Genomic DNA, 20,893 nt, shown 5'->3' on the forward strand with positions numbered 1-20,893 from the left:
TAATTTCGCCACTGCATTAGCAGGAAGCGCATTCAAATTTTCCCCCACGTTGATCACCTGCCCTTTCTACTTCAGCAGACTGCGCTTATGCTTTTTTTCAGATAGCTCTATTCTAACAGTTACCGTTATCTATTTTCCACAAAAAAAATTGGGCAAGTAACCGCAGTTACTTCCCAATTCTTTAAAAATAACACTTATATCAAAACAGTCATCGTTGCAGCCGCTAAGATTAGGACCAACCCAACGATCGTGACAGTCATTTCTTTTTTCGTTTTCTTTTGTCCTAAGAACCAGATTCCAGTCAAGGTTGCTAGAACAACAGACGTTTGCGATAAGATGAAGCCAGTTGCCAAACCATTCATATTTGGTTGCGCAGAAATCAAATAGGTCAATGCAGCAAAGGCAAAAAAGAAGCCAGAAAAAATTTGTTTATAAGAAACAACTTCCGTAAATGCTGATTTTTCATGCCCTTTCATACTTAATACAGCGGTATAGATGATCGCCACTAAAACCATCCCCATTGCTTGTGGCAAGAAAGCGTGCATCCCGTCGATGGATGTTGCTTGAGGTGCTGCTGAATATGCCCAATAACCAATCTCTCCGACTGCTAATAATAAAACCGCTTTTTTCAGTAAACTGCTATTTTCTTTGGTTTTTTTCTCAGTCCAAACAGTCATCCATGCACCTAAAATAATCAAGATCAATGCTAATCCACCAAGAATCTTCGCTGTGGTTCCTGGCCAGTTACCTAGCGCAAAAACGCCCCATAATGAAGCCCCAAGTAATTGGAAAGCTGTGGTGATGGGCATCGCACGCGATGAGCCAATTAGTGTGAAGGATTGAAAAGTAATGATTTGAGCAGTTGCCCAACCCACACCGGAAAGAATAGAAAAGACAAGATCCATTCCAGATGGCAGTCCCATACCATTGATCAGGGCAAAAATAAGTGCGAATATCAAAGTTCCTATTGTTGATCCTAAAATCTGGTTAACAGGACGTCCACCGATCTTCGAAGCAATCGTTGGATAAAGCCCCCAACCTAGTAATGGTCCTAATCCGATCAATAATGCTGTTGCATTCATTTATTACATCTCCTTTTTTAGAATACGACGCCACTTTCTAACAAGATATTCGCATAAGGAGTCATCTCACCTGTGCGAATAAATGCGTGACAATTGTTCAACTCGGTTTTCATTTCACTATGCGGAATAAACGTGATCGGTGTATCCGGCATTTCTTTTTGGATTTCTAGAAGAATGTCAGGATTCTCTTTTTTGATTTCTTCTGCTAAATAAATACGTTGTACCTCTAATTCTGACAACACATTGCGTAAGACTTCCATAAAGCTAGGAACCCCTTGTGTAACTGCTAAATCAATTTTTTCAGTGGTCATAGGTACAGGCATTCCTGCATCTCCAATACTTAATTTATCAAAATGTCCCATTTGTGCAATCACTCGTGAGATATCTGAATTGATTACTTTCGTTTTTTTCATTATCTGTTCATCCTTTCCTCAATCAAATTAATTCATGTTTATATGGAATAGACGGTTGAGCACCAAATCGTTGAACGGTCACAGAAGAGGCTTTATTTCCATAACGGATTGCTTCTTCTAGGTTGCTGAAGTCTTTGGCTAATACACTGCTCATCGCACCAATAAAGGTATCCCCAGCAGCCGTTGTATCTACTGCATGGACTTTAAAAGCTGGTACGATCCCACTAGCGCCGTCAGCAATATCATAATAAGCGCCTTTACTTCCGACCGTGATGATCACCGCTTCAATACCTAATCCATGAAAGACTTGTGCCGCCTCTTTTAGACTTTTTTCATCGGTAATAGTAATGCCTGTTAAGATCTCCGTTTCTGTTTCATTTGGAATGATCATGTCTGTCACTGCTAATAACTCGTCCGGAACATTTTCTAGCGCCGGTGCCGGATTCAAGATCGTTTTTACGCCAGCTTCTCGAGCGATTTGGAATGCTTCGATTGTCGGTTCTATAGCGCTTTCAAACTGAGCAATAATAAAATCACTTTTTTGGATGATGGTTTTGTTTTCTTGCACTTGTGCTACGGTAAACGCATTGTTTGCACCGGCATGGATCATGATACTATTTTCACCTTGGTCATCAACAATGATATAGGCTTGTCCAGTCGCTTGATTCTCTAATGTCGCTACACCAGATAAATCGATTTCTTCTTGTTCAAGTAATTCTGACATTGTTTTTCCTGCTTCGTCTTTACCCACACCACCAATAAAGTAAGTTTTTGCGTCCGAACGTCTAGCAGCAACCGCTTGGTTGGCTCCCTTGCCTCCACCAGCTGAAAAAGTTTCTTTCGTATGGATCGTTTCTCCGGGTTTTGGCATATAGGTCACACGGATTGTCCGATCTAAATTGATACTTCCGATAACTGTAACAGTATTCATCGTTTTCCCTCTCCTTTAACAAGAAAATCATTTTAACGTTCTATTAAAACGTTTTAACTCTACGAGAAGAATATAACATATTTTGTAAGTGATTTCAACAAGCAACTTTTCAACTATAAAATAAGCGGAAATTTGTTTTATCTTTGCTCTTATAAATTAGCCAAGTGGTAGCCGATCACGCATCCTAAAAAAGCGCACCAACCAAAAATAGAGAGTCCATTTTCGGCTGGTACGCTTTATTGTTTTAGCTGAACCTATCAGCAACAGTTTATCTTAATTATTTAACTCCTGGCTCAGACGCGATGATCGAAAGTTCTCCTTGAACTTTCCACTCCGTGATATCGCTTGGTAAGATCGCACTTGTTCCTTTTTCTAATGGGTACGTTTGGTTGTCTATCACCAATTCTCCCGCACCATCAATGACTGTCATCAATGTATAAGGTGCTTGTTTTTTAAAGGATGTGATTCCTTTGATGTCCCATTCGTAGACGTTGAAAAACTCCGTTTCTAGATAAGTGACGATCGAAGAATTTCCTTGACGGATCTCTTTGATCTGTAATTCAGGAGCTTTTGCTGGGACTGTTGTTACATCGATCGATTGTTGGATGTGTAATTCTCGTGCGTTTCCTTGATCGTCTTTACGATCATAATCATAGACACGATAAGTCGTATCTGAACTTTGTTGTGTTTCTAAAATCATGATCCCTTTACCGATTGCATGGATCGTTCCACTTGGTACGTAGAAAAAATCACCTTTTTTGACAGGAACTTTTTTCAATAAATCATCCCAGCGACTATCTTTGATCATTTCGGCTAACTCTTCACGTGTTTTTGCATGATGACCATAGATGATCTCTGCCCCTGGTTCGGCATCAATGATGTACCAGCATTCTGTTTTACCTAGTTCTCCTTCATGTGCCATACCATAAGCATCATCCGGATGAACTTGGACAGATAGATCATCTTCTGCATCTAAGATTTTGATCAATAGCGGAAAAACTGGTTCTGATGGATGACCGAATAATTCTTTATGTTCTTTCCATAGATCATCTAGTTTCCAACCTTTGAATGGACCATTTTCAACGACACTCACGCCATGAGGATGCGCACTGATCGCCCAATCTTCGCCAATTTTATCATTAGGGATATCAAAGCCAAACACACTACGTAAGCGACTGCCTCCCCAGATTTTTTCTTGAAAAACAGGTTTTAAAAATAATGGTTCTTGCATACGTCAAACTCCTCTCGATTTTCAATTGCTATTATAGCATTATTTTCAGTGTAACGCTTTCTCTTGTAAATAAATTTCAATGATTTCATCACGACATTTTAGATATTCTTCACGATGATCGTTTGGATGTAGGCGATTGGACAGAAAAATGAACGCTTCTTGATCGATTGGGTCGATCAATAGAAATGTCCCTGTATAGCCTGTATGGAATAGTAATGGATGCCCGTCCTTTTTATCTTGTTTTAAATCCCATCCGAGTGAGCGACCACCTTTACCAGTTGGCGTATGATCAGCCAATAAGGAACGAATGGTTGTTTCTTCCAAAAAATGACCAGAATCCAGCTTTCCATATTGAAGATACATCTGAACAAATTTCTCACAATCCGCAAGATCAATAAATAGACCAGCATTACCTGCATGTTCTGCTAACACTCGTGCTTTTGGATCATGGGTCAAGCCATGGATCACCTCACCAGAAGGGAGTTGTTCAGTCGGAACGATCCGTTCTGAAGGATATGGTAAGAACAAGCTATTCATCATCCCTAACGGTGCTAGTACTTGCTCTTCAAAAAGCTCGACTGCCTCTTCTTGGAAAACCTCCTCTAGCATCAATCCTAAGAGAATCGTGCCTGCATCCGTATAGCGAACTTCGATTCCCAATTGATCGCCTGGTTGAAGTTTCAAATAAGCTTCAATCAACTCTGTTTGTGATAGACGATCTCGATCAGGAATAAATGTCTGGATGTCTGAGGTATGTGTCAACAAATGGCGAATCGTGATCGTTTGATTCTCAAAAGCCGGCAAGTACGTATGCAAAGGTTCATCTAAATCCACTTTCCCGTCTTCGATCAATCGCAAGACAAGGCTTGTCGTTGCAATCACTTTTGTCAGGGAGGCTGCATCAAAGAGCAGATCTTCTGTCATTGGTCTAATCGTTGGAACGATCTGCGCATCACCTGCGACCACTTTTTCAATCTGATCCCCTTTCATAAAAGCAGCGACGATCCCTGGGTAATACCCCTCATTCATTTTTTTTAGTATATGTTCTTTCGTTTTAGCGTACATAGTTTCTCCTTATTTATCTTTGGATGTGCCTGTTTGCTCCCCAAGCATAATTCTTTCTTCCATAAGAATCAATTATTTTTCTCATTTACGCCACTATTTAATAGCTGACATAAAAAAGCAGGAAACACTCAGCGTCAGCTGAACTTTTCCTGCTTTTTCCAACGGTCGAGTAATCGACAAATCCTAGCCACTGTTCATTGGACAACATTTGTTGCTTTTGTTTCGTCCACAAACCACCATTCGATGCCAATCGCATCATACAACGTCAAAACTTTCTGTTTTTTGTCAATGTAAAAATCGATCGCTTCTGTGTTCAAATGTGTGATCAGACGTTGCATACTCTCTGGATCAACAACAAATTTCAAAAAGTCTAATCCTAAGATTTCATCCGTCGGTAAGGCAATCACTGGACTCTCTGATTGAGTCAGTCCTACATGAAAATCACCTTTGTTCAAGATAAATTCTTTCTCTTCCTCTTTATGCACAGTCAAGCCTAAAAGCTCTGATAAAAATTCTCGTTCCTTTTCCATATCTAGTACATTTAGATGGACTTTTTGGAAATAAGTACCCGCGGATAATTTCGTAAAGCGTTCATTTGATTCTCTTAATAGTGCTTCTTGGTCTAATTGTTCCACCGCTTGTTGCTGAGAAGTATGAGCCGCTTCATGATAGATCTCTAACATATTGCCTTCTGGATCTTTTAATAAAATACCGATTCTTCCATCACTTTCTAGTGCTTCTTCGATCGTTTGGTTCGTTTGGCGAATACGATAAAGCACATCAGCCATTTCTTCTAACGTTGGAATGATCAAAGAAAAGCGATTGAGCTTTTTGATTTCCCCAAAGTGATCATTTGCTCGTGGACTTTCCTCTAATAATAACATCTCGCTGTCATTTTCTACTGTACCGAAAATCGCTAATTCATTTTCTTCTCTCTTTAAATCGAAACCGATCGTGTCTTTATAAAATTCGATCATTTTGTCACGGTCTTTTACACGTATTGCAATACTTTTCAAATAAGTAGTAGACCCCAAATCAAAAACTTTCATAATTTCTTGCTCCCCTCTACGTTAAGCTTTATTTTAACGATGCTTCTCTTTTCTTTCAAGCAATATCTTAGTTTTTGTTGAATTAATTCTCAGATTGTCTTATTTTTTAGCTAATTATCATAATGAGAAGGGAAATTCATTCTATATGTAAAAAAAGCGGCGAGTCTTTGATAAACCATTTTTATCTTTTAAACGCCGCTTTCAAATAATCCAATAAAGATTATTATAACTTATTTTATCTTATCATGAAGCTTCTTCTGTAAACTGACTATTATATAGATCAGCATAAAATCCATCTTTTTCCATCAGTGTATCATGGTTTCCTGTTTCAACGATCGATCCTTGGTTCATCACGATAATATTATCCGCATCACGAATTGTTGATAAGCGATGAGCAACTACAAAACTTGTACGATTTTTCAATAAACGATTCATCGCTTTTTGGATCAAGATCTCCGTACGAGTATCGACACTTGAGGTTGCTTCATCCAAGATCAAGACATCTGGATTTGCTAAGAATGCTCGGGCAATCGTGATCAATTGACGTTGACCTTGTGAGATATTACTTGCATCTTCATTTAAGATCGTATCATACCCATCAGGTAATTTGCGGACAAATTCATCGACATGGGCAGCTTTCGCAGCTTCGATCACTTGTTCATCCGTTGCGTCATCATTTCCATACTTGATATTGTCATAGATCGTTCCAGTAAATAACCATGTATCTTGAAGTACCATTGAAAATTGTGCACGTAATACATCACGAGAAACATCTCTCGTATCAACACCGTCATAGCGAATGCTCCCGCCTGAAACATCATAAAAACGCTCCAATAGATTGATCAAAGTCGTTTTCCCAGCCCCAGTCGGACCAACAATAGCGACCATTTCACCTGGCTTCACATCCAAATTGAAATCTTTCATCAATAAGTGATCTGGCGTATAACCAAACTGCACATTTTCAAAACGAACTTTGTACGGTGTATTTTCTTCGACTGGTAAACCAGATTTTTCATTTGTCATCTCTTCTTCGTCCAAGACTTCAAAGACACGTTCAGCCGAAGCGACTGTTGATTGGATCGTATTCATCAAGCTTGCCAATTGTGTGATCGGTTGAGAAAATTGTGTCGTATATTGCAAGAATGCTTGTACATCCCCTAATGCCATATTCCCATTGGCTACTTTGATCCCACCAAGCACAGCCACAAAGACGTACCCTAGATTTTTGACGAAATTCATCAATGGCATGATGATTGCAGAAATAAACTGTGCTTTCCAACCAGAGGCATATAAATTTTGGTTTTCAATCTCAAAAACTGCTTGGTCTTTTGCTGTATGGTTGAACGTTTGGACGATCGTATGTCCAGCATAGGTTTCTTCGACTTGGTTGTTCAATAATCCTAAACTCTTTTGTTGATCCGCAAAGAACACTTGTGATTTCGGTGCAATGATCATCACGATGATCAAGCTTAATGGAATCATCAACAACGCCACTAATGTCAGTTGCCAGCTGATGGATAGCATCATAACGATGACCCCGATCAGTGTGACCGCACTTGTGACAAATTGAGTCAAGTTTTGTTGTAACGTGCTGGCGATATTATCCATATCGTTGATTGCTCGAGACATGATATCCCCATTCGTATGTGTATCATAATAAGAGATCGGCACACGATTCATTTTTGTCTCTAAATCATGTCTTAACTCATATACCGTACGTTGCGATACGCGAGTCATAATGAACTGTTGCAAGAAGTTGAACACCGCAGAAATCAAGTACATGACAATCACTGTCGCAATGATTTGACCAATTTTGTCAAAATCGATTGGGAATTTCGTGACTTGTTGCCCTTCTTGCATTTGTCTTGCGCCAAGCATCACACCGTTAAAAATTTCTGTGGTTGCTTTCCCTAATACTTTTGGTGTCTGGATTTGGAAGACGACAGCTGCAATCGCTAAGACAAATACAGCAATGATCGCTACTAAACGCTTAGACATATAGCCGAATAACCGGCGAACAGTGCCCCAAAAGTTTTTTGGTTTTTCTCCTTTAGCACCAATGTTACGTCCTGGTCCCCCACCCATTGGTCCTTGAGGAGGTCGATTGTTTCCTTTACTCATGCTAAATCCTCCTCTCTCAATTGTGAGTTGACGATTTCCTTGTATGTTTCATTTGTTGCTAGTAATTCTTTATGCGTTCCTTTTCCAACAAGTTTTCCTTCATCTAATACTAAGATCGTATCTGCGTCCATGACGGTACTTACTCGTTGCGCCACTAAAACGGTGATACTTTCTGTCATATTTTCTTTTAGTGCTTGACGGAGTTTCGCATCTGTTTTAAAGTCTAGTGCTGAGAATGAATCATCAAAGACATAGATGTCGGCTTCTTTTACTAAGGCACGCGCAATGGCTAATCGCTGTCTTTGTCCACCAGAGAAATTTCCGCCGCCTTGTTCGACATGACTATCTAACCCATCTTCCATTTCAGAAACAAAGTCTTTTGCTTGGGCGATCTCTAATGCTTTCCAAATCATCTCATCTGTTGCGTCTTCTTTCCCATATTGCATATTCTCACGAATCGTTCCAGAAAAAAGGACAGCTTTTTGGGGAACAAATCCCATCAATTCACGCAAGTTATATTGCGTCATATCAGTGATGCTCGTTCCATTGATCGCGATCTCACCCGATTCAATATCATACAAACGTGGGATCAGATTCACTAAAGTCGTTTTTCCTGAACCAGTACCACCAATGATAGCTACGATATCGCCGGATGACGCTTCAAAGTTGATATCTTCCAACGCTAGTTTTTCTGCGCCGTGGTAACGGTAATTCACCTGTTTGAATGACAAACTTGCGTCTTTTCCAGCTAAAGCAACCGTTTCTGGTTGTTCTGGATCAACGATACCCGCGTCTTCTTCTAGTACTTCATTGATCCGATCAGCCGAAGCTTGGGCACGAGGAACCATGATAAAGATTGCTGATAGCATCATGAAACTAATCAAAATTTGCATCGCATAAGTCATGAAGGCAATCAGATTTCCGACCTCTAATGTCATATCCGCTATGTAGTGCCCACCAAACCATGTGATCGCTACGTTCGTCCCACTCATGATCAACGTCATCAATGGCATCATCAATGCAACAATCGTGTTGACTTTGATTGCCGTATTTGTATAATCCTTATTCGCTAAATCAAAACGATTTTCTTCAAAACGTGTTTTGTCAAACGCTCTGATGACACGTACACCGGTTAATCCTTCACGAAAAACAAGGTTTAAGCGGTCTGTTTTCTTTTGCATGCTCTTGAATAGTGGAACAGCAAAATACATAATACCACCGATCAAAATGATCATGACAGGAATCACGACTAAGAAAATTCTTGTCAGTTGATGGTCCTTTTGATAAGCAAGGATACTTGCCCCAACAAGAGTGATCGGTGCATTGATCATCATCCGTAAAAACATTTGCATCACCAATTGGATCTGCGTCACATCATTCGTTGTACGAGTGATCAATGAAGCTGTTCCATACTTGTCGAATTTGTCTTTCGTCAAATTTTCGGCTTTTTGATAGACTTCTGTTCGTAATTGTTTTCCTAACTTTTGAGATTCTCGTGTAGCAAAAAACGTATTGGCAATGGCGGCTAAAATACTGATCAAAGAAAATCCGATCATGACAAATCCCGTCTGCCAAATATAGTCGACGTCACCTTTTGCTACGCCTTTGTCAATAATATTAGATGTTAACGTTGGCAAATACAGATCTGCTAACACTTGAATAATCATAAAGACCGTTGCAGCAATTGCTGAGGTCAATGAAATTCGTTTGACAATTTTTAGCATTCGTTCCCCTTCTTTCTATTTATAAGCGCCATCTTTTATCCATGACAGTTTTAGATTGAATTCTGCAATGGCTTGTTCAACAGAATACTCCTCAGAGGTTGAAAATGATTTATAGGCATGAGCAATCGTTGTAAATAGTGTACTCATGACTAACTGAAACAATAATTCCATTTCATGGTCATCTTTTACTCTAAGATTGGAACGATCAATCAAACCAATCAACTCTTTGGACGCTTTTTTATGATTTTTATGTGGTGATGGACGATGTCCTTGTGGATGCGGCACGACTTTTCGTGAGGCACGGTAATCCATATGCATAAAAAGATGTTTATAAAACGCGGCATTTTCACCTTCTAGAATATCTCGAATCATTTTCCCAAAATAAAGTTCAAAACCGATAAATAAGTCTCCATTCGATTCTTTGATTAGTTGGATCATATTTTTTGTACTATCGCTACGAACGGTTTCAAAATAATAAAAATAAAGATCTTCTTTATCTTCAAAATATTGATAAAAACTACCTCTAGAGATTCCCGCAAGTTTCACGATTTGTGCAATCGAAGCTTCATTCAATGGTACTCTTGAAAATTCGACCCTGGCAGCTTCTAAAAGTCTTTGCTGTTTTTCTTCAGGTAGATGAAAAAAAGTCTGTGTCGGCATCGTTGATTCCTCCCCACATAAAAATGACACACTGTCATATGACACCTTGTCATTATAACACCATCTGATTGTTTTGCAAGTCATTTACATTCTTTTTTCATAATTATTAAAAAAAGAATAAATCGAGTTAAAAGATTTGTTTCTACTATTCTATGCATCTAAAATAGGATCATTATATAAAAAGGAAGAATGCCATGAACAAATCAATCACCGTCCACGAACTCTATTTCGTCTATCAAAAAAAGGATATAGTGATTTTAGATGTCCGTAAAACGAACGAGTATATAAAAAAACATTTAAGTCATTCAATATCCATTCCTATTGCCAGTTTATCCGCACAATTAAATAATCTGGATACAAAAAAACAGTATTATATTGTTGGGGCAGCGAATCATTTAGCACAAGAAGTTACTAGTTATCTAATAGAAAATGGTCTGCAAGCGACTTATGTGATCGACAACATGAAGTTATTTGAAAGTCGTGAATTAACTAGTCCTCTTTGATCGTACTGGAAAATAACTTACTTTTTATCAGTAAAAATACTTGATAGCCTTTTCTGTTTCAAGTAAACTGGTATTGTTAGCAGTAAAGTTAACAATTACGACTAAAGGAGAGAGATTATGGCATCAGTATTAGTAATCAAAGGACATCCATTAACTGCACAAGAATCACGTTCAGTTAACGCATTAACTAGTTTTTTAACTAGCTACAAAGAAAATCATCCAAACGACGAGGTAACTGTTTTAGACCTTTATCGTGATGATATCCCAGAAATTGATGAAGAATTGCTTTCTGGATGGGAAGCGCTTCGTGCAGGTGCAGATTTCTCTAGTCTATCTGAAAACCAACAACAAAAAATTGCTCGTTTCAACGAATTGACAGAGCAATTTCTAGCAGCAGATAAAATCGTTATTGCCAATGCTTTATGGAATTTGAACATTCCTACAAAATTAAAAGCTTGGTTTGATACTGTCAATGTTGCTGGTAAAACTTTCAAGTATACTGAAAACGGTCCTGTTGGCTTAGTTACTGGTAAGAAAGCACTACACATCCAATCAAACGGCGGAATCTACAATGGTCAAGATTTTGCTTCTCAATATGTAAAAGCAATCTTGAATTTTGTCGGTATTGAACAAGTCGACCAATTATTTATCGAAGGTATCGACTATACACCTGATCGTGCAGAAGAATTGATGCAAGCTGCCTTAGATAAAGCAACTGCATTCGGTAAAGACTTCTAGTCGTGATCGATTAACTGTTTCTCTTGAACTTGTGGAGAAAAAAAGACTTCATGAACATTCATTGCGAATGTTCATGAAGTCCTTTTTTATTGGTTAGATAGAGTTGATTGATCTAAAAAACGATTAACCGTATCTAATATTTGATATAGAGATCAGTTCCTGTAGCTTTTTAGAATAAGCTTCATCTAAAGATACGCCATCTTTTTTTATTGCATTCGCTATTTCTACATTCATACGGCTTAGTAGCAATAGCACTGACGCTCCTTCATTTTGTAGATTTCTTAGATTGGATTTTAGTACCACTCTAAGCGATTGGTTTTCCGAATCTACCTCTAAGTCACCGATTAATTCCGTTATTAACGCTTCTGCTTTTTTGCGTCGATCGTCTCCACCAGAAAACCAGCTTAGATTACTCATTTACTTATGCTCCTTATCTAACTTTTTCAAGGAAGAATATCGTAATTTTTGATACTTAAAATAAAGTGTTTCTAACAGAACTAATTCTTTTTGCTATTCCTTCTTGAACCAAGTAAATAGGCAATGGAGAAACCTATGAACATACCTAAAGTAATCCACCATTTGAATGGTCTATCAAACAGATAAGCTAGCCCAAAGTTTAAGAGCAGCGTTAAAAGAAAAGCGCAAAAAATCATTTTCCACTCTTTCATATGCCCTCCAGTTTTATAATATACGGTCAGGTTGGTTCAAGATAAGAAAAAAACACTTTCTTTTAAACTATATTTGCCTCTTTAATTCTCAACATTACGAACATAGTCATCAAAATACTGGATCAAATCATTTTTGATCTTTTGGTATTCTTCTTCACTATACTCTTTGTCTTCTATTTTTCCTTGAAAAAACGGAATCTCTAATTCTTCACGTAAACGGTCTAATACTTCTTCTTTATTCATGTCACTACTCCTTAATCAAAGTAAACACAAACACACTCAGGTGCATAGATGTCTTTTTGGATCAATGTCAATTCTCCAGTTGTAGCATCACGTTTGTACAAGGTAAGATTATCCGTATTCTGGTTGGCACATACCACGTAATCATTTTCTGGATCTAAGGCGAAATCTCTTGGGAAATCTCCTTCAGTTGAGATCGTCTGTACATGTTCTAAATGTGAACCTTCTTCATTCACAGCGAATACAGCAATCGAATTATGTCCCCGATTTGATGCGTAGACAAAACGTCCATCGTTTGAAATACGGATGGCAGCCCCACCATTTTCTTCGGTGAATCCTTCAGGCAATGTGCTGATTTTTTGCACTTCTTTGAATTCGCCTGTTGTTTCATCATAGGAAAGAACACGAACTGTACTATCTAACTCACCAAACAAATAGGCGAATTGATTATTAGGATGAAAAACTAAATGACGTGGGCCGGTTCCTGGCTCTACTTCTAATACAGCTTTTACAGCTAATTTCCCATTTTCATCTACATCATATGTGTACACACGATCAGTTCCTAGATCACAGACAGCTAATCGTTGGTCAGGTGTTAAGTCTGTGTAATGGACATGGGCATGATCTTGGTTTTTGTGTGGACCAGTCGGTTCTTGATGAAAGACTGCGTCTGTCGCCTCTAAACTACCGTCTTCAGTGATACGATAAACATTGACTTCTCCTTTATGATAATTTGCGCCATAAACCAGTTGGCGTTGCTCATCGACTGTCACGTAACACAAAGGTGCTCCGGCTTCTGTTACCGCATTCAAAAAATTATATGAATGATCGTATGCACCGACTCCACCTAACCCATCGACACTTGTTACTGTGTAAAGATTACCTGCATCGCTTTTTGCCACATACGTTGGGCTATTTTCTTTTGTTACTAACGTTAGATTCTCTAAAGTGCTTTTATCTGTATCTAATTCGATTTGATAAATCCCTTCACTTTTTCGTCTTGTATATGTTCCTAGAATGATTTTTTTTATCATTTTGATCCTCCTCAAATTAAGAATTCTAATTTATTCTATCATACATCCATTCATGACGTTAATCAAAGAGAATATGTTATACTGTTTTTGTAACCATAGAATCATTGATTTTTTTAGGAGTAAAGGAGAGAAATGAGATGACTCAAGCAACGATAACAGAAATTGGTAGGTCAGCAATCAATCCAGAGGAACCTTTGCTGATTTTATTCGATCAGTCGGCAACATCAGCGTTGCGTGACTATACGATCATTCAAGAATTTAGTACAAAAGAGAATTTTTCACTTCAACAAGGTGATCAAATTTCTTTTGATCAGCAAGAATATACTATCGAACATGTTGGTCCGTTGGCCAATGAAAACTTGACTACGGTTGGTCATGTGACTCTGGTTTTTGAAGAACCGCCAGCAGGTGACAAAATCGTCAATGGAATCTATTTGTCCCCCTATCAACTACCAGAAATCACTGTCGGCACGACCATCGACTATAAGCAGGTGAACTAATGGAAGAGGATAAAAAGAGAAAAATCAAACCTGTTTCTTGGTTTTGGCGTTGGTTCTTGAACAATCAAGTAGTGACGGCTTTATTAGTCGTTCTTTTGGTCTTACTGATCGTTTTCTTATTTACGAAAGTTTCTTATCTTTTTGAACCAATTTGGCAGTTTCTAGCAATCGTTGGTTTACCGATCATTCTATCAGGTATTCTGTATTACCTGATGAATCCTGTTGTAGACTATCTTGAAAAGAGAAAGGTCCCAAGGCTCTACAGCATCATCGGTTTATTTATACTAGTAGTCGCTTTGATCGTCTGGGGAAGTGTGGTGATCATTCCGAAAATCCAAGAGCAAACCGTCAGCTTTGTCAGCAATTTTCCACAATACGTCGAGACTATCGATGACAAATTAACCGAGATTTTTCGTGATCCACTATTCAGTCAATTTAGAGAGCAACTGGAAAATACAGGCGATCAGTTTATGAATTCTGCTGGCGATATTTTACAGAATCTATCAAAAAGCACCGTTCAAAGCTTAGGGAGTTTTGTTGGCGCTGTAGCTACGATCGTTGTTGCCGTATTGACGATGCCGTTTATTTTATTTTATCTGTTGAAAGATGGAAAACAATTAGCACCTTATTTGGTCAAGTTCTTACCCACTCGTATGAGAGTGCCTACGTTAAAAGTCTTAGGTGAGATGAACAGCCAAGTCTCTTCTTATATTCGTGGACAGCTGACTGTGGCTTTCGCAGTTGCGGTGATGTTCATGATCGGATTTGCAATCATCGGGTTAGATTATGCTGTCACTTTAGGAATCATTGCCGGTTTCTTGAACTTGATCCCTTACTTAGGTTCATTTTTAGCGATGATCCCTGCGGTATTTTTAGCCATCGTTGCAGGACCAATCATGTTGGTCAAAGTATTGATCGTTTTCGCCTTAGAGCAAACCATCGAAGGCCGTTTGATCTCGCCACTTGTACTTGGCAATCAGTTGTCGATCCATCCAGTGACGATTTTACTTGTCCTATTAACATCCGGAAAATTATTTGGTGTGGTCGGTGTGATTTTAGGGATACCTGTCTATGCCGCAGCGAAAGTATTGATTTCTCACATTTTTGAATGGTACACTACGATTTCTTCCCTTTATGAAGAAAAGCAACAAGAATAAATGAAAAGCCGAGATGATCGAGAATAGGAACCCTATTTTCAGTCGTCTCGGCTTTTTGATTATTTCATCAATAAGTTAGTCATTTTTTGGATCGCTGCGGAAATATCATCTGTCGCTTGGTCTTGTTTTGCTTCTGACGCATCGAATTGTTCAGCATCGATGCCTTTTTCTGGTTGAATACTTTGAGTCATTTCTTCACAACCAGCTACATAATTTTTGTAGGCTTTTTCAAAGTTCTTATGGATACCCATTACTTTGGCTGGTGGACGCAACGTACTGATTTTCTTTAGCATATTGCGATATTTTTCAGTACCTTGGTCAAATAGCTCAACCGTCTCAACAAGCTCGGCTTGCGTTAGTTCAGCTGTTTTCTTTTGATCGATTGCTTCTCTGATTTTTTCATATTTTGGGTGCATCGTTTCGCCGATTGCTTCTGTTTCTTTCACGATTTTATCGACTGTCTGCACGTAATAACCGAGATTCGGTAACATAGGTTTTCCTACTTTCTTCTTTTTCTTTCTCTATTTTACCTGTTTATTCTAGTAGAAAACAAGTCATTACATCAATAAAATGTTATTTTTATCGTTTATTTTTCATAAAATCCTGCATCCAAACTATATTGTTCTCCTGAAACTAGATCATATTGGATCAAGCGATACGCCTCGTAAACTTCCTCTTGCGCCTGATTCAACTGAGCTTCTTTTCCCCATTGGCCATTTTGAAAATACAGTTCTCGTTCGAACGCGGGAATAGCCGACTCCATTTCAAGCAGTAATTGATAAAAACCAGTGGTCTTTTGATTCGTTTGTTCTAAAAGATTCGCTGCAAAATAAAAAGGGCTAGTGACAGCATCATTGGTTTCACGTTTCTCTAACTCACCTGCTGTATCGAACATGAGAAACTCTGTCTGATGTAAGGCTTGTTTCTCATTTTTATTTTTGATCTCGTCCGAATAGATCCCCGGTAAATGATCTCCCCAAAAAACGACTAGCGTTCTTCTTGGCGTATCTTTCAGCGCTTCAGTGAATGCTTTCAATGCTTGACTACTATAAGCAATATCTTGTAAATAGTTGTCGAGTGTATCCGTTCCATTGTTATCTTCTGTTGTAGCAGAAAAATCCAATTGCGAATACTTCCCTGCATAAGGCATATGGGTCTGCATCGTGACTAGATGGACAAACTGAGGCGTTTCCTCATCTTTTAATAAGTCTAAAATTTCTTTATAGGCAGACTCATCTGAAATATATGGATTATTATCAATGGTATCGGTGTAAGTCATATTTCCCTCGCTGATAAACGAATCAAACCCTAGCGTCTGATAGACATCTTCACGTTTATACATCGATGTATTATAAGGATGGATCGCCGTTGTTCGATAGTTTTGTGCATTAAGTGTGGAAACAAGCGATGGTAATTGATCCAGCTTTGGAACGAGCATCGTATATGGTGTGGTCATTTGACCATTGAATAGTGCCATGGATAGACCCGTTAAGGCTTCAAACTCAATATTTGCTGTTCCACCACCATAATTTTGCGAAAGCATTCGGCCACTATAGGTTTGATTTGCCACTTCACGATAGTCAGCTAAGGGATCACCGGTCACCGTGACACCATTTAGATGACTTGGATCAGAAAAGCTTTCACTCATCACATAAATGATATTTGGCTGCTCATCACTTGCCGTTTGATTTTTTTTGTCTGCGATTGCTTGATATTTTTCAGTGATTTCATTGATTTTTTCTTTTGAATAACCTTCTGGCCGTTCCATCGGTTCAACTTTTAGATTGTACAAAAAGCCACCAATGAATCCTGTATTATAATAATTCATTTTTTGACTATAAGGAATCCACAAAGCCGTTTGATTATAAGCTTTACGCAACAAATTATTGGGATTATTGAAGTTACTGAAATAACCCATCATTGCAACGGTCATCACTAAAGTCAAGATACGATAGATTTGGAATGTTCGATCTTTTTTGAAACTACGGACAATTGCCCAGACCACTCCACCAAAGGCAAGGATCGCTAGTAGCATCAACCCAATAAAAATCGGTGTTCCGGTCATGTCTTTGAGTAAATTAAACTCTGTGATCATCTTTAAGTCATCTGGATAGATTGGTTCTTGACGATAGCTCATTTTCAAGTAATTCGCAAAACCTAATATTCCGATACTTACGAGATAAAAAAGCAGACCGAACAAATAGGAACCTGCAAAAGCGACCATAAATAAAAAGACAGTAAGTAATACGAAACAAGCAAGTAAAAATTTTTCTGTGTGCCAAGAAAAAGCAAATTTCAAGGCCAAGTCAACCGAAAGATTATTCTGGCACCATTGCAAAAATAAGTTACTTAAAAGAATCACTACTATGGTTCCCACCACGAGAGTAGTGATCCGTAAAATTTGTTGTTGTTTTGCTGAAAGCTTATCTAAGTATCTTTTCAAGAGAGCGCTCCTTCATTTTTTCTAAACTTCTTTAAAGCTTATTTTATTCTAGTCGCTCTTTAAATGAAAGTAAAGTTCAAAAAACAAGTCATTTCAGCTACCAATTTTATAAAAAAATAAATAGAAAACAAAAGAAATGGAACTGCGTCTTAGCCTCTCCCACCCTCAAAGAATAAACGGTAATAGCTCAAAATTTGAAGAACAAATTTTAGCTATTACCGTTTATTTCCTGAAAGGATTTATATCACTTTACTTGAAATGACGCTCAAACATCAGCCGAATACGCAACTGGTTCTCCAAAAACCGGGAACCCTTCTGGGTCCCACGAAAATACTTGTGCGTTGGCATGACGATTGGGATTGTTCAGAGGATCGATTCCTTCATTTTTTTCTGGTCGTGCATGGTAAACTAAGACATCTTCTTTGCCATCTTCTGAGAGAGTAAAGGAGTTATGTCCTGGTCCAAACTGCTTATTTTTCTCCGAAGAGACAAAGACAGGTTCAGGATTTTTATGCCAAGAATAACCGTCAAGTAAATCCGCTGACTCTTCTGCCCACAGCAAACCCATCGCATAATTTTCATCCGTGGCACTCCCTGAGTAAGTGATGAATATTTTCCCGTTACGAACCAGTACGGCTGGTCCTTCATTGACTGCAAAACCTTGCTTTTCCCAAGAAAATTCTGGGATGGCTAATAATAGTTGTTTTCCGGTCAGTGTCCAAGGATTTGCCATTTCTGATAAATAGAGATTGGAGTTTCCCGGAATACGCGGGTCTAATTGCGCCCAAACGTAATACAACTTTCCTTGATGTATAAAAGTCGTGCCGTCTAAACTAAACGTGTCTGTAGCAGTGATGATTTGCCCTTTTTCTTCCCAATCAGTATTCATTGGGTCAATGGACGTGTTTTCAAGAACGAACATCCGATGGTGATGATCCCGATCACGAATCTCTGCATGATCACTGGCTGCAAAATAGATATACCACTTTCCTTGGATATAATGGATTTCTGGTGCCCAGATCAACTGACTCATGGGTCCAGTTTTAGGTGCATGCCAAACCAGTAACTTTTCTGCATGCTTCAAGCCATCGATCGTTTTCGCACGTCTTAATTCGATGGACTGATAACCAGGTAGAGAACCCGTAAAATAATAGTAGCCGTCCGTATGTTTGTAGATCCAAGGATCGGCTCGTTCAAGGACGATTGGATTAGCATAAGTTGTTTTTTTCATAAAGGTTCCTCACATTTTTTTAGTCTGATGACATTCCAAGAATATGCTTCAAGCACCATATGGATCTTGTTCTTTTCATTTACATCGATTACTTGTTCTATCGGCTGGATCGTATTCGGAGCGTCTTTCGTATTTTTATCTAGTAAATGATCACTTTTTACGACTAGTTGGACTGCTTTAGTCTCCAGCTCAAAATCATGCGTTGTCGTAATGGACACTTTCTCTTCTGTACGATTCACTAGAAACAGTACGATTTCTTGCTCATTTTCGACAACTACGCTATCAATGATCGGCACTTCTTTTCCAGTATCACAGTCATAAGTGGGACAAAACGTTTGTTGATCTAATACAGTGCCTTTCGCATATTTTGCCAGATGTTGCATCACATAATAGGTCGGATTTACCCATGCGATCCCATTTTTCTCTGTTAGGATAAGCGGGATGGTATTGACTAAAAGCGATTGGCAAGCAATTTTCACACGATCTGCATGCCGTAAAATCGCAAGACCCAATGTGCCGAACAACAATGTATCTTCCATAGTGAACTGGCACCAGTCAATTGGTGACCCCTCTTGGAATTTTTGATAGGTTTGTTCTGGTTGGCTATGAACATTCCATTCATCAAAAGCTAAGTACATCGTCTTGTCACTGCGTAGATAGCCTTTCACATAGTCACACGTCGCAATGATCTCTTCGATTTGTCGATCAAACCGTTCCGCTTTAGCTAAGTAAGTTTTGGTATCTGCTCGCTCATTTTTTGGAGGTTTAGTCAAATCTTCTTCGTCATATTTATCGATGTAATTATGCAAAGCGATATAATCTACGTTTTCATATGCTTCTTCTAAGGCGATTCGGTCCCATTCAGGATAAGACGCTAAGCGTGGCGTCGAACTACCGACTAAAATCGTTTCGATCGATTCATCGACTAATTTCATCGCTTTGGCAGATTCATTGGCTAACCTGCCATACTCATAGGCACTTTTTGCGCCAATTTGCCAAGGACCGTCTAACTCATTTCCTAAGCACCAAAGTTTCACGTTAAAAGGTTGCTCTTGTCCGTTTTGTTTGCGTAACTCACTCCAAGAGGTTCCTTCAGGAAAATTACAATACTCTACTAGATTACGCGCATCATCGATTCCTTTTGTGCCTAGATTCACCGTCATGATTGGCTCCGCTTCTACCATGTCTAACCATTTGAAAAATTCATGTAGCCCGAATGTATTTGGTTCGATTCCTTGCCATGCAAGATCGATTTTTTTTGGACGCTCGGTGACTGGACCAATCGTATCTTGCCAGTCATATCCTGAAGTGAAATTCCCTCCAGGATAACGGATCACCCCTAAAGACAGTTCTTTTACATAAGAAAGCACGTCCTGTCGAAAGCCATTCTTATCCGCGGTCGGATGTCCTGGTTCAAATATTCCGTTATACACGACACTTCCCATATGTTCAACAAAAGAACCGAAGAGTCGTGGACTGATAGCTCCTTTAGAAAATCCTTGACGTACCTTTAATTCAACTTTTTTCATTGCCACACTCCTTTCCTATTTATGTTTCCCACTAAATGATTGATCAACCACCAAACCCCACCTGCTAATACAAAAATAATCGGCGGAAACATAAACACAAGCACAAGAAAAACTAATAATATGCCACAACATACAAGATTCTTCAAAAAGTTGGTCAACACCCACAACGTACTTTCTTGAAAAAGTTCCTTTCCGGAAAGAGCGTCATTTTGGGCAAGAGAACTACACCAAGAAAGTAAAAACATCGTAAAAACCAACATTGTTACATACCCACAAATCACTAACCAAATAGCAGATTCTTGCAAAATAAGATTCATCGCAAAATAACTGATGATGGTCACGCAACTCATCACTAATTGAAGGAAAAACTTACGCTTAAAGCCCTGCAAAAAGGAATAGCAAACATGCCCTGATTCGCCATTCTCCCATTTATTCAACGCTGTAAAGACCCCTGTTGTGGCTGGTACTACTGTGACTAAAGGCAAAGAAACGACGACCCATAAAATCCCTAATAAGATATGATCGGAAATTTGGATCAATTGACCATACCATTTTGTTTCGACTAATTTCATCT

At 38.7% G+C, this 20,893-nt stretch carries 22 protein-coding genes; 4 read left to right on the forward strand and 18 right to left on the reverse strand.

Annotated elements, in window-relative coordinates:
* Positions 1-194: 194 nt before the first annotated feature.
* The 9 genes from rbsU to IGI79_RS11500 all read right to left on the reverse strand — a co-directional run bounded on the left by rbsU (position 195) and on the right by IGI79_RS11500 (position 10,276).
* Positions 195-1,082 carry a ribose/proton symporter RbsU gene (rbsU, locus tag IGI79_RS11460; protein WP_104775805.1) on the reverse strand — a complete coding sequence of 296 codons (888 nt, stop codon included), beginning with the start codon at positions 1,080-1,082 and terminating at the stop codon, positions 195-197.
* 17 nt (positions 1,083-1,099) lie between these two features.
* The gene (rbsD, locus tag IGI79_RS11465; RefSeq protein ID WP_104775804.1) at positions 1,100-1,495 is read right to left on the reverse strand and encodes a D-ribose pyranase; all 396 of its coding nucleotides are present in this window, start codon (positions 1,493-1,495) and stop codon (positions 1,100-1,102) included.
* A gap of 22 nt (positions 1,496-1,517) precedes the next feature.
* The gene (rbsK, locus tag IGI79_RS11470; RefSeq protein ID WP_195273306.1) at positions 1,518-2,426 is read right to left on the reverse strand and encodes a ribokinase; all 909 of its coding nucleotides are present in this window, start codon (positions 2,424-2,426) and stop codon (positions 1,518-1,520) included.
* A 277-nt stretch (positions 2,427-2,703) separates the two neighbouring features.
* Positions 2,704-3,657: a mannose-6-phosphate isomerase, class I gene (manA, locus tag IGI79_RS11475; RefSeq protein ID WP_104871509.1), complete on the reverse strand. Its 954-nt coding sequence runs from the start codon at positions 3,655-3,657 to the stop codon at positions 2,704-2,706.
* 45 nt (positions 3,658-3,702) lie between these two features.
* Positions 3,703-4,722, reverse strand: a complete 1,020-nt coding sequence (locus IGI79_RS11480) for a serine hydrolase domain-containing protein (protein ID WP_195273307.1) — start codon at positions 4,720-4,722, stop codon at positions 3,703-3,705.
* A gap of 194 nt (positions 4,723-4,916) precedes the next feature.
* Positions 4,917-5,771 (reverse strand): VOC family protein, encoded by an 855-nt coding sequence (locus IGI79_RS11485; RefSeq protein ID WP_104871511.1) that lies wholly within the window; start codon positions 5,769-5,771, stop codon positions 4,917-4,919.
* 243 nt (positions 5,772-6,014) lie between these two features.
* Complete coding sequence (locus tag IGI79_RS11490; RefSeq protein ID WP_010736657.1) at positions 6,015-7,892, reverse strand: ABC transporter ATP-binding protein; 1,878 nt, start codon at positions 7,890-7,892, stop codon at positions 6,015-6,017.
* Positions 7,889-9,616: an ABC transporter ATP-binding protein gene (locus IGI79_RS11495; protein WP_065095916.1), complete on the reverse strand. Its 1,728-nt coding sequence runs from the start codon at positions 9,614-9,616 to the stop codon at positions 7,889-7,891. Before IGI79_RS11495 ends, IGI79_RS11490 begins: the two co-directional genes overlap by 4 nt.
* A gap of 15 nt (positions 9,617-9,631) precedes the next feature.
* A complete protein-coding gene (locus IGI79_RS11500) occupies positions 9,632-10,276 on the reverse strand; it encodes a TetR/AcrR family transcriptional regulator (protein WP_010736659.1) in 645 nt (214 codons plus the stop codon).
* 194 nt (positions 10,277-10,470) lie between these two features.
* On the opposite strand from IGI79_RS11500, the gene IGI79_RS11505 reads away from it, so the two are divergent.
* On the forward strand, positions 10,471-10,779 hold the full coding sequence (locus tag IGI79_RS11505; RefSeq protein WP_195475625.1) for a rhodanese-like domain-containing protein: 309 nt from the start codon (positions 10,471-10,473) through the stop codon (positions 10,777-10,779).
* 117 nt (positions 10,780-10,896) lie between these two features.
* Positions 10,897-11,517, forward strand: a complete 621-nt coding sequence (locus IGI79_RS11510; protein ID WP_034686954.1) for an NAD(P)H-dependent oxidoreductase — start codon at positions 10,897-10,899, stop codon at positions 11,515-11,517.
* A 123-nt stretch (positions 11,518-11,640) separates the two neighbouring features.
* On the opposite strand, the gene IGI79_RS11515 is transcribed toward IGI79_RS11510, so the two are convergent.
* The 4 genes from IGI79_RS11515 to IGI79_RS11530 form a co-directional block, all read right to left on the reverse strand.
* Positions 11,641-11,934: a bacteriocin immunity protein gene (locus IGI79_RS11515; protein ID WP_108145422.1), complete on the reverse strand. Its 294-nt coding sequence runs from the start codon at positions 11,932-11,934 to the stop codon at positions 11,641-11,643.
* Between the two features lie 80 nt (positions 11,935-12,014).
* Positions 12,015-12,185, reverse strand: a complete 171-nt coding sequence (locus tag IGI79_RS11520) for a hypothetical protein (RefSeq protein WP_181264974.1) — start codon at positions 12,183-12,185, stop codon at positions 12,015-12,017.
* 81 nt (positions 12,186-12,266) lie between these two features.
* A complete protein-coding gene (locus tag IGI79_RS11525; RefSeq protein WP_019724465.1) occupies positions 12,267-12,428 on the reverse strand; it encodes a hypothetical protein in 162 nt (53 codons plus the stop codon).
* Between the two features lie 11 nt (positions 12,429-12,439).
* Positions 12,440-13,459, reverse strand: a complete 1,020-nt coding sequence (locus IGI79_RS11530) for a lactonase family protein (RefSeq protein ID WP_195475623.1) — start codon at positions 13,457-13,459, stop codon at positions 12,440-12,442.
* A 137-nt stretch (positions 13,460-13,596) separates the two neighbouring features.
* Here IGI79_RS11530 and IGI79_RS11535 point away from each other — a divergent pair, with 137 nt between their 5' ends.
* Complete coding sequence (locus tag IGI79_RS11535) at positions 13,597-13,959, forward strand: PTS glucitol/sorbitol transporter subunit IIA (protein WP_195475621.1); 363 nt, start codon at positions 13,597-13,599, stop codon at positions 13,957-13,959.
* Positions 13,959-15,116 carry an AI-2E family transporter gene (locus IGI79_RS11540; RefSeq protein WP_065095918.1) on the forward strand — a complete coding sequence of 386 codons (1,158 nt, stop codon included), beginning with the start codon at positions 13,959-13,961 and terminating at the stop codon, positions 15,114-15,116. The genes IGI79_RS11535 and IGI79_RS11540 overlap by 1 nt, the downstream gene beginning before the upstream one ends.
* Before the next feature lie 59 nt (positions 15,117-15,175).
* On the opposite strand, the gene IGI79_RS11545 is transcribed toward IGI79_RS11540, so the two are convergent.
* From IGI79_RS11545 to IGI79_RS11565, 5 genes are all read right to left on the reverse strand, one after another.
* Complete coding sequence (locus IGI79_RS11545) at positions 15,176-15,607, reverse strand: hypothetical protein (RefSeq protein ID WP_019723602.1); 432 nt, start codon at positions 15,605-15,607, stop codon at positions 15,176-15,178.
* A gap of 95 nt (positions 15,608-15,702) precedes the next feature.
* Positions 15,703-17,559: an LTA synthase family protein gene (locus tag IGI79_RS11550; RefSeq protein ID WP_195475619.1), complete on the reverse strand. Its 1,857-nt coding sequence runs from the start codon at positions 17,557-17,559 to the stop codon at positions 15,703-15,705.
* A gap of 265 nt (positions 17,560-17,824) precedes the next feature.
* Entirely contained in the window at positions 17,825-18,790 is a 966-nt protein-coding gene (locus tag IGI79_RS11555) for a glycoside hydrolase family 43 protein (protein WP_195475617.1), read from the reverse strand.
* A complete protein-coding gene (locus IGI79_RS11560; RefSeq protein ID WP_019723599.1) occupies positions 18,787-20,319 on the reverse strand; it encodes an alpha-N-arabinofuranosidase in 1,533 nt (510 codons plus the stop codon). The genes IGI79_RS11555 and IGI79_RS11560 overlap by 4 nt, the downstream gene beginning before the upstream one ends.
* Positions 20,316-20,891, reverse strand: a complete 576-nt coding sequence (locus IGI79_RS11565; protein WP_104775708.1) for a DUF624 domain-containing protein — start codon at positions 20,889-20,891, stop codon at positions 20,316-20,318. Before IGI79_RS11565 ends, IGI79_RS11560 begins: the two co-directional genes overlap by 4 nt.
* Positions 20,892-20,893 lie beyond the last annotated feature (2 nt).

Origin of the sequence: Enterococcus sp. AZ084, from assembly GCF_051714905.1 — a bacterium.
In the GTDB taxonomy this organism is placed as follows: Bacteria; Bacillota; Bacilli; order Lactobacillales; family Enterococcaceae; genus Enterococcus_B; species Enterococcus_B pernyi.

Excerpts from the sequence above, each read along its gene's own strand:
- rbsU (WP_104775805.1), bottom strand. The coding sequence starts at position 1,082 with ATGAATGCAACAGCATTATTGATCGGATTAGGACCATTACTAGGTTGG.
- rbsD (WP_104775804.1), bottom strand. The coding sequence starts at position 1,495 with ATGAAAAAAACGAAAGTAATCAATTCAGATATCTCACGAGTGATTGCA.
- rbsK (WP_195273306.1), bottom strand. The coding sequence starts at position 2,426 with ATGAATACTGTTACAGTTATCGGAAGTATCAATTTAGATCGGACAATC.
- manA (WP_104871509.1), bottom strand. The coding sequence starts at position 3,657 with ATGCAAGAACCATTATTTTTAAAACCTGTTTTTCAAGAAAAAATCTGG.
- IGI79_RS11480 (WP_195273307.1), bottom strand. The coding sequence starts at position 4,722 with ATGTACGCTAAAACGAAAGAACATATACTAAAAAAAATGAATGAGGGG.
- IGI79_RS11485 (WP_104871511.1), bottom strand. The coding sequence starts at position 5,771 with ATGAAAGTTTTTGATTTGGGGTCTACTACTTATTTGAAAAGTATTGCA.
- IGI79_RS11490 (WP_010736657.1), bottom strand. The coding sequence starts at position 7,892 with ATGAGTAAAGGAAACAATCGACCTCCTCAAGGACCAATGGGTGGGGGA.
- IGI79_RS11495 (WP_065095916.1), bottom strand. The coding sequence starts at position 9,616 with ATGCTAAAAATTGTCAAACGAATTTCATTGACCTCAGCAATTGCTGCA.
- IGI79_RS11500 (WP_010736659.1), bottom strand. The coding sequence starts at position 10,276 with ATGCCGACACAGACTTTTTTTCATCTACCTGAAGAAAAACAGCAAAGA.
- IGI79_RS11505 (WP_195475625.1), top strand. The coding sequence starts at position 10,471 with ATGAACAAATCAATCACCGTCCACGAACTCTATTTCGTCTATCAAAAA.
- IGI79_RS11510 (WP_034686954.1), top strand. The coding sequence starts at position 10,897 with ATGGCATCAGTATTAGTAATCAAAGGACATCCATTAACTGCACAAGAA.
- IGI79_RS11515 (WP_108145422.1), bottom strand. The coding sequence starts at position 11,934 with ATGAGTAATCTAAGCTGGTTTTCTGGTGGAGACGATCGACGCAAAAAA.
- IGI79_RS11520 (WP_181264974.1), bottom strand. The coding sequence starts at position 12,185 with ATGAAAGAGTGGAAAATGATTTTTTGCGCTTTTCTTTTAACGCTGCTC.
- IGI79_RS11525 (WP_019724465.1), bottom strand. The coding sequence starts at position 12,428 with ATGAATAAAGAAGAAGTATTAGACCGTTTACGTGAAGAATTAGAGATT.
- IGI79_RS11530 (WP_195475623.1), bottom strand. The coding sequence starts at position 13,459 with ATGATAAAAAAAATCATTCTAGGAACATATACAAGACGAAAAAGTGAA.
- IGI79_RS11535 (WP_195475621.1), top strand. The coding sequence starts at position 13,597 with ATGACTCAAGCAACGATAACAGAAATTGGTAGGTCAGCAATCAATCCA.
- IGI79_RS11540 (WP_065095918.1), top strand. The coding sequence starts at position 13,959 with ATGGAAGAGGATAAAAAGAGAAAAATCAAACCTGTTTCTTGGTTTTGG.
- IGI79_RS11545 (WP_019723602.1), bottom strand. The coding sequence starts at position 15,607 with ATGTTACCGAATCTCGGTTATTACGTGCAGACAGTCGATAAAATCGTG.
- IGI79_RS11555 (WP_195475617.1), bottom strand. The coding sequence starts at position 18,790 with ATGAAAAAAACAACTTATGCTAATCCAATCGTCCTTGAACGAGCCGAT.
- IGI79_RS11560 (WP_019723599.1), bottom strand. The coding sequence starts at position 20,319 with ATGAAAAAAGTTGAATTAAAGGTACGTCAAGGATTTTCTAAAGGAGCT.
- IGI79_RS11565 (WP_104775708.1), bottom strand. The coding sequence starts at position 20,891 with ATGAAATTAGTCGAAACAAAATGGTATGGTCAATTGATCCAAATTTCC.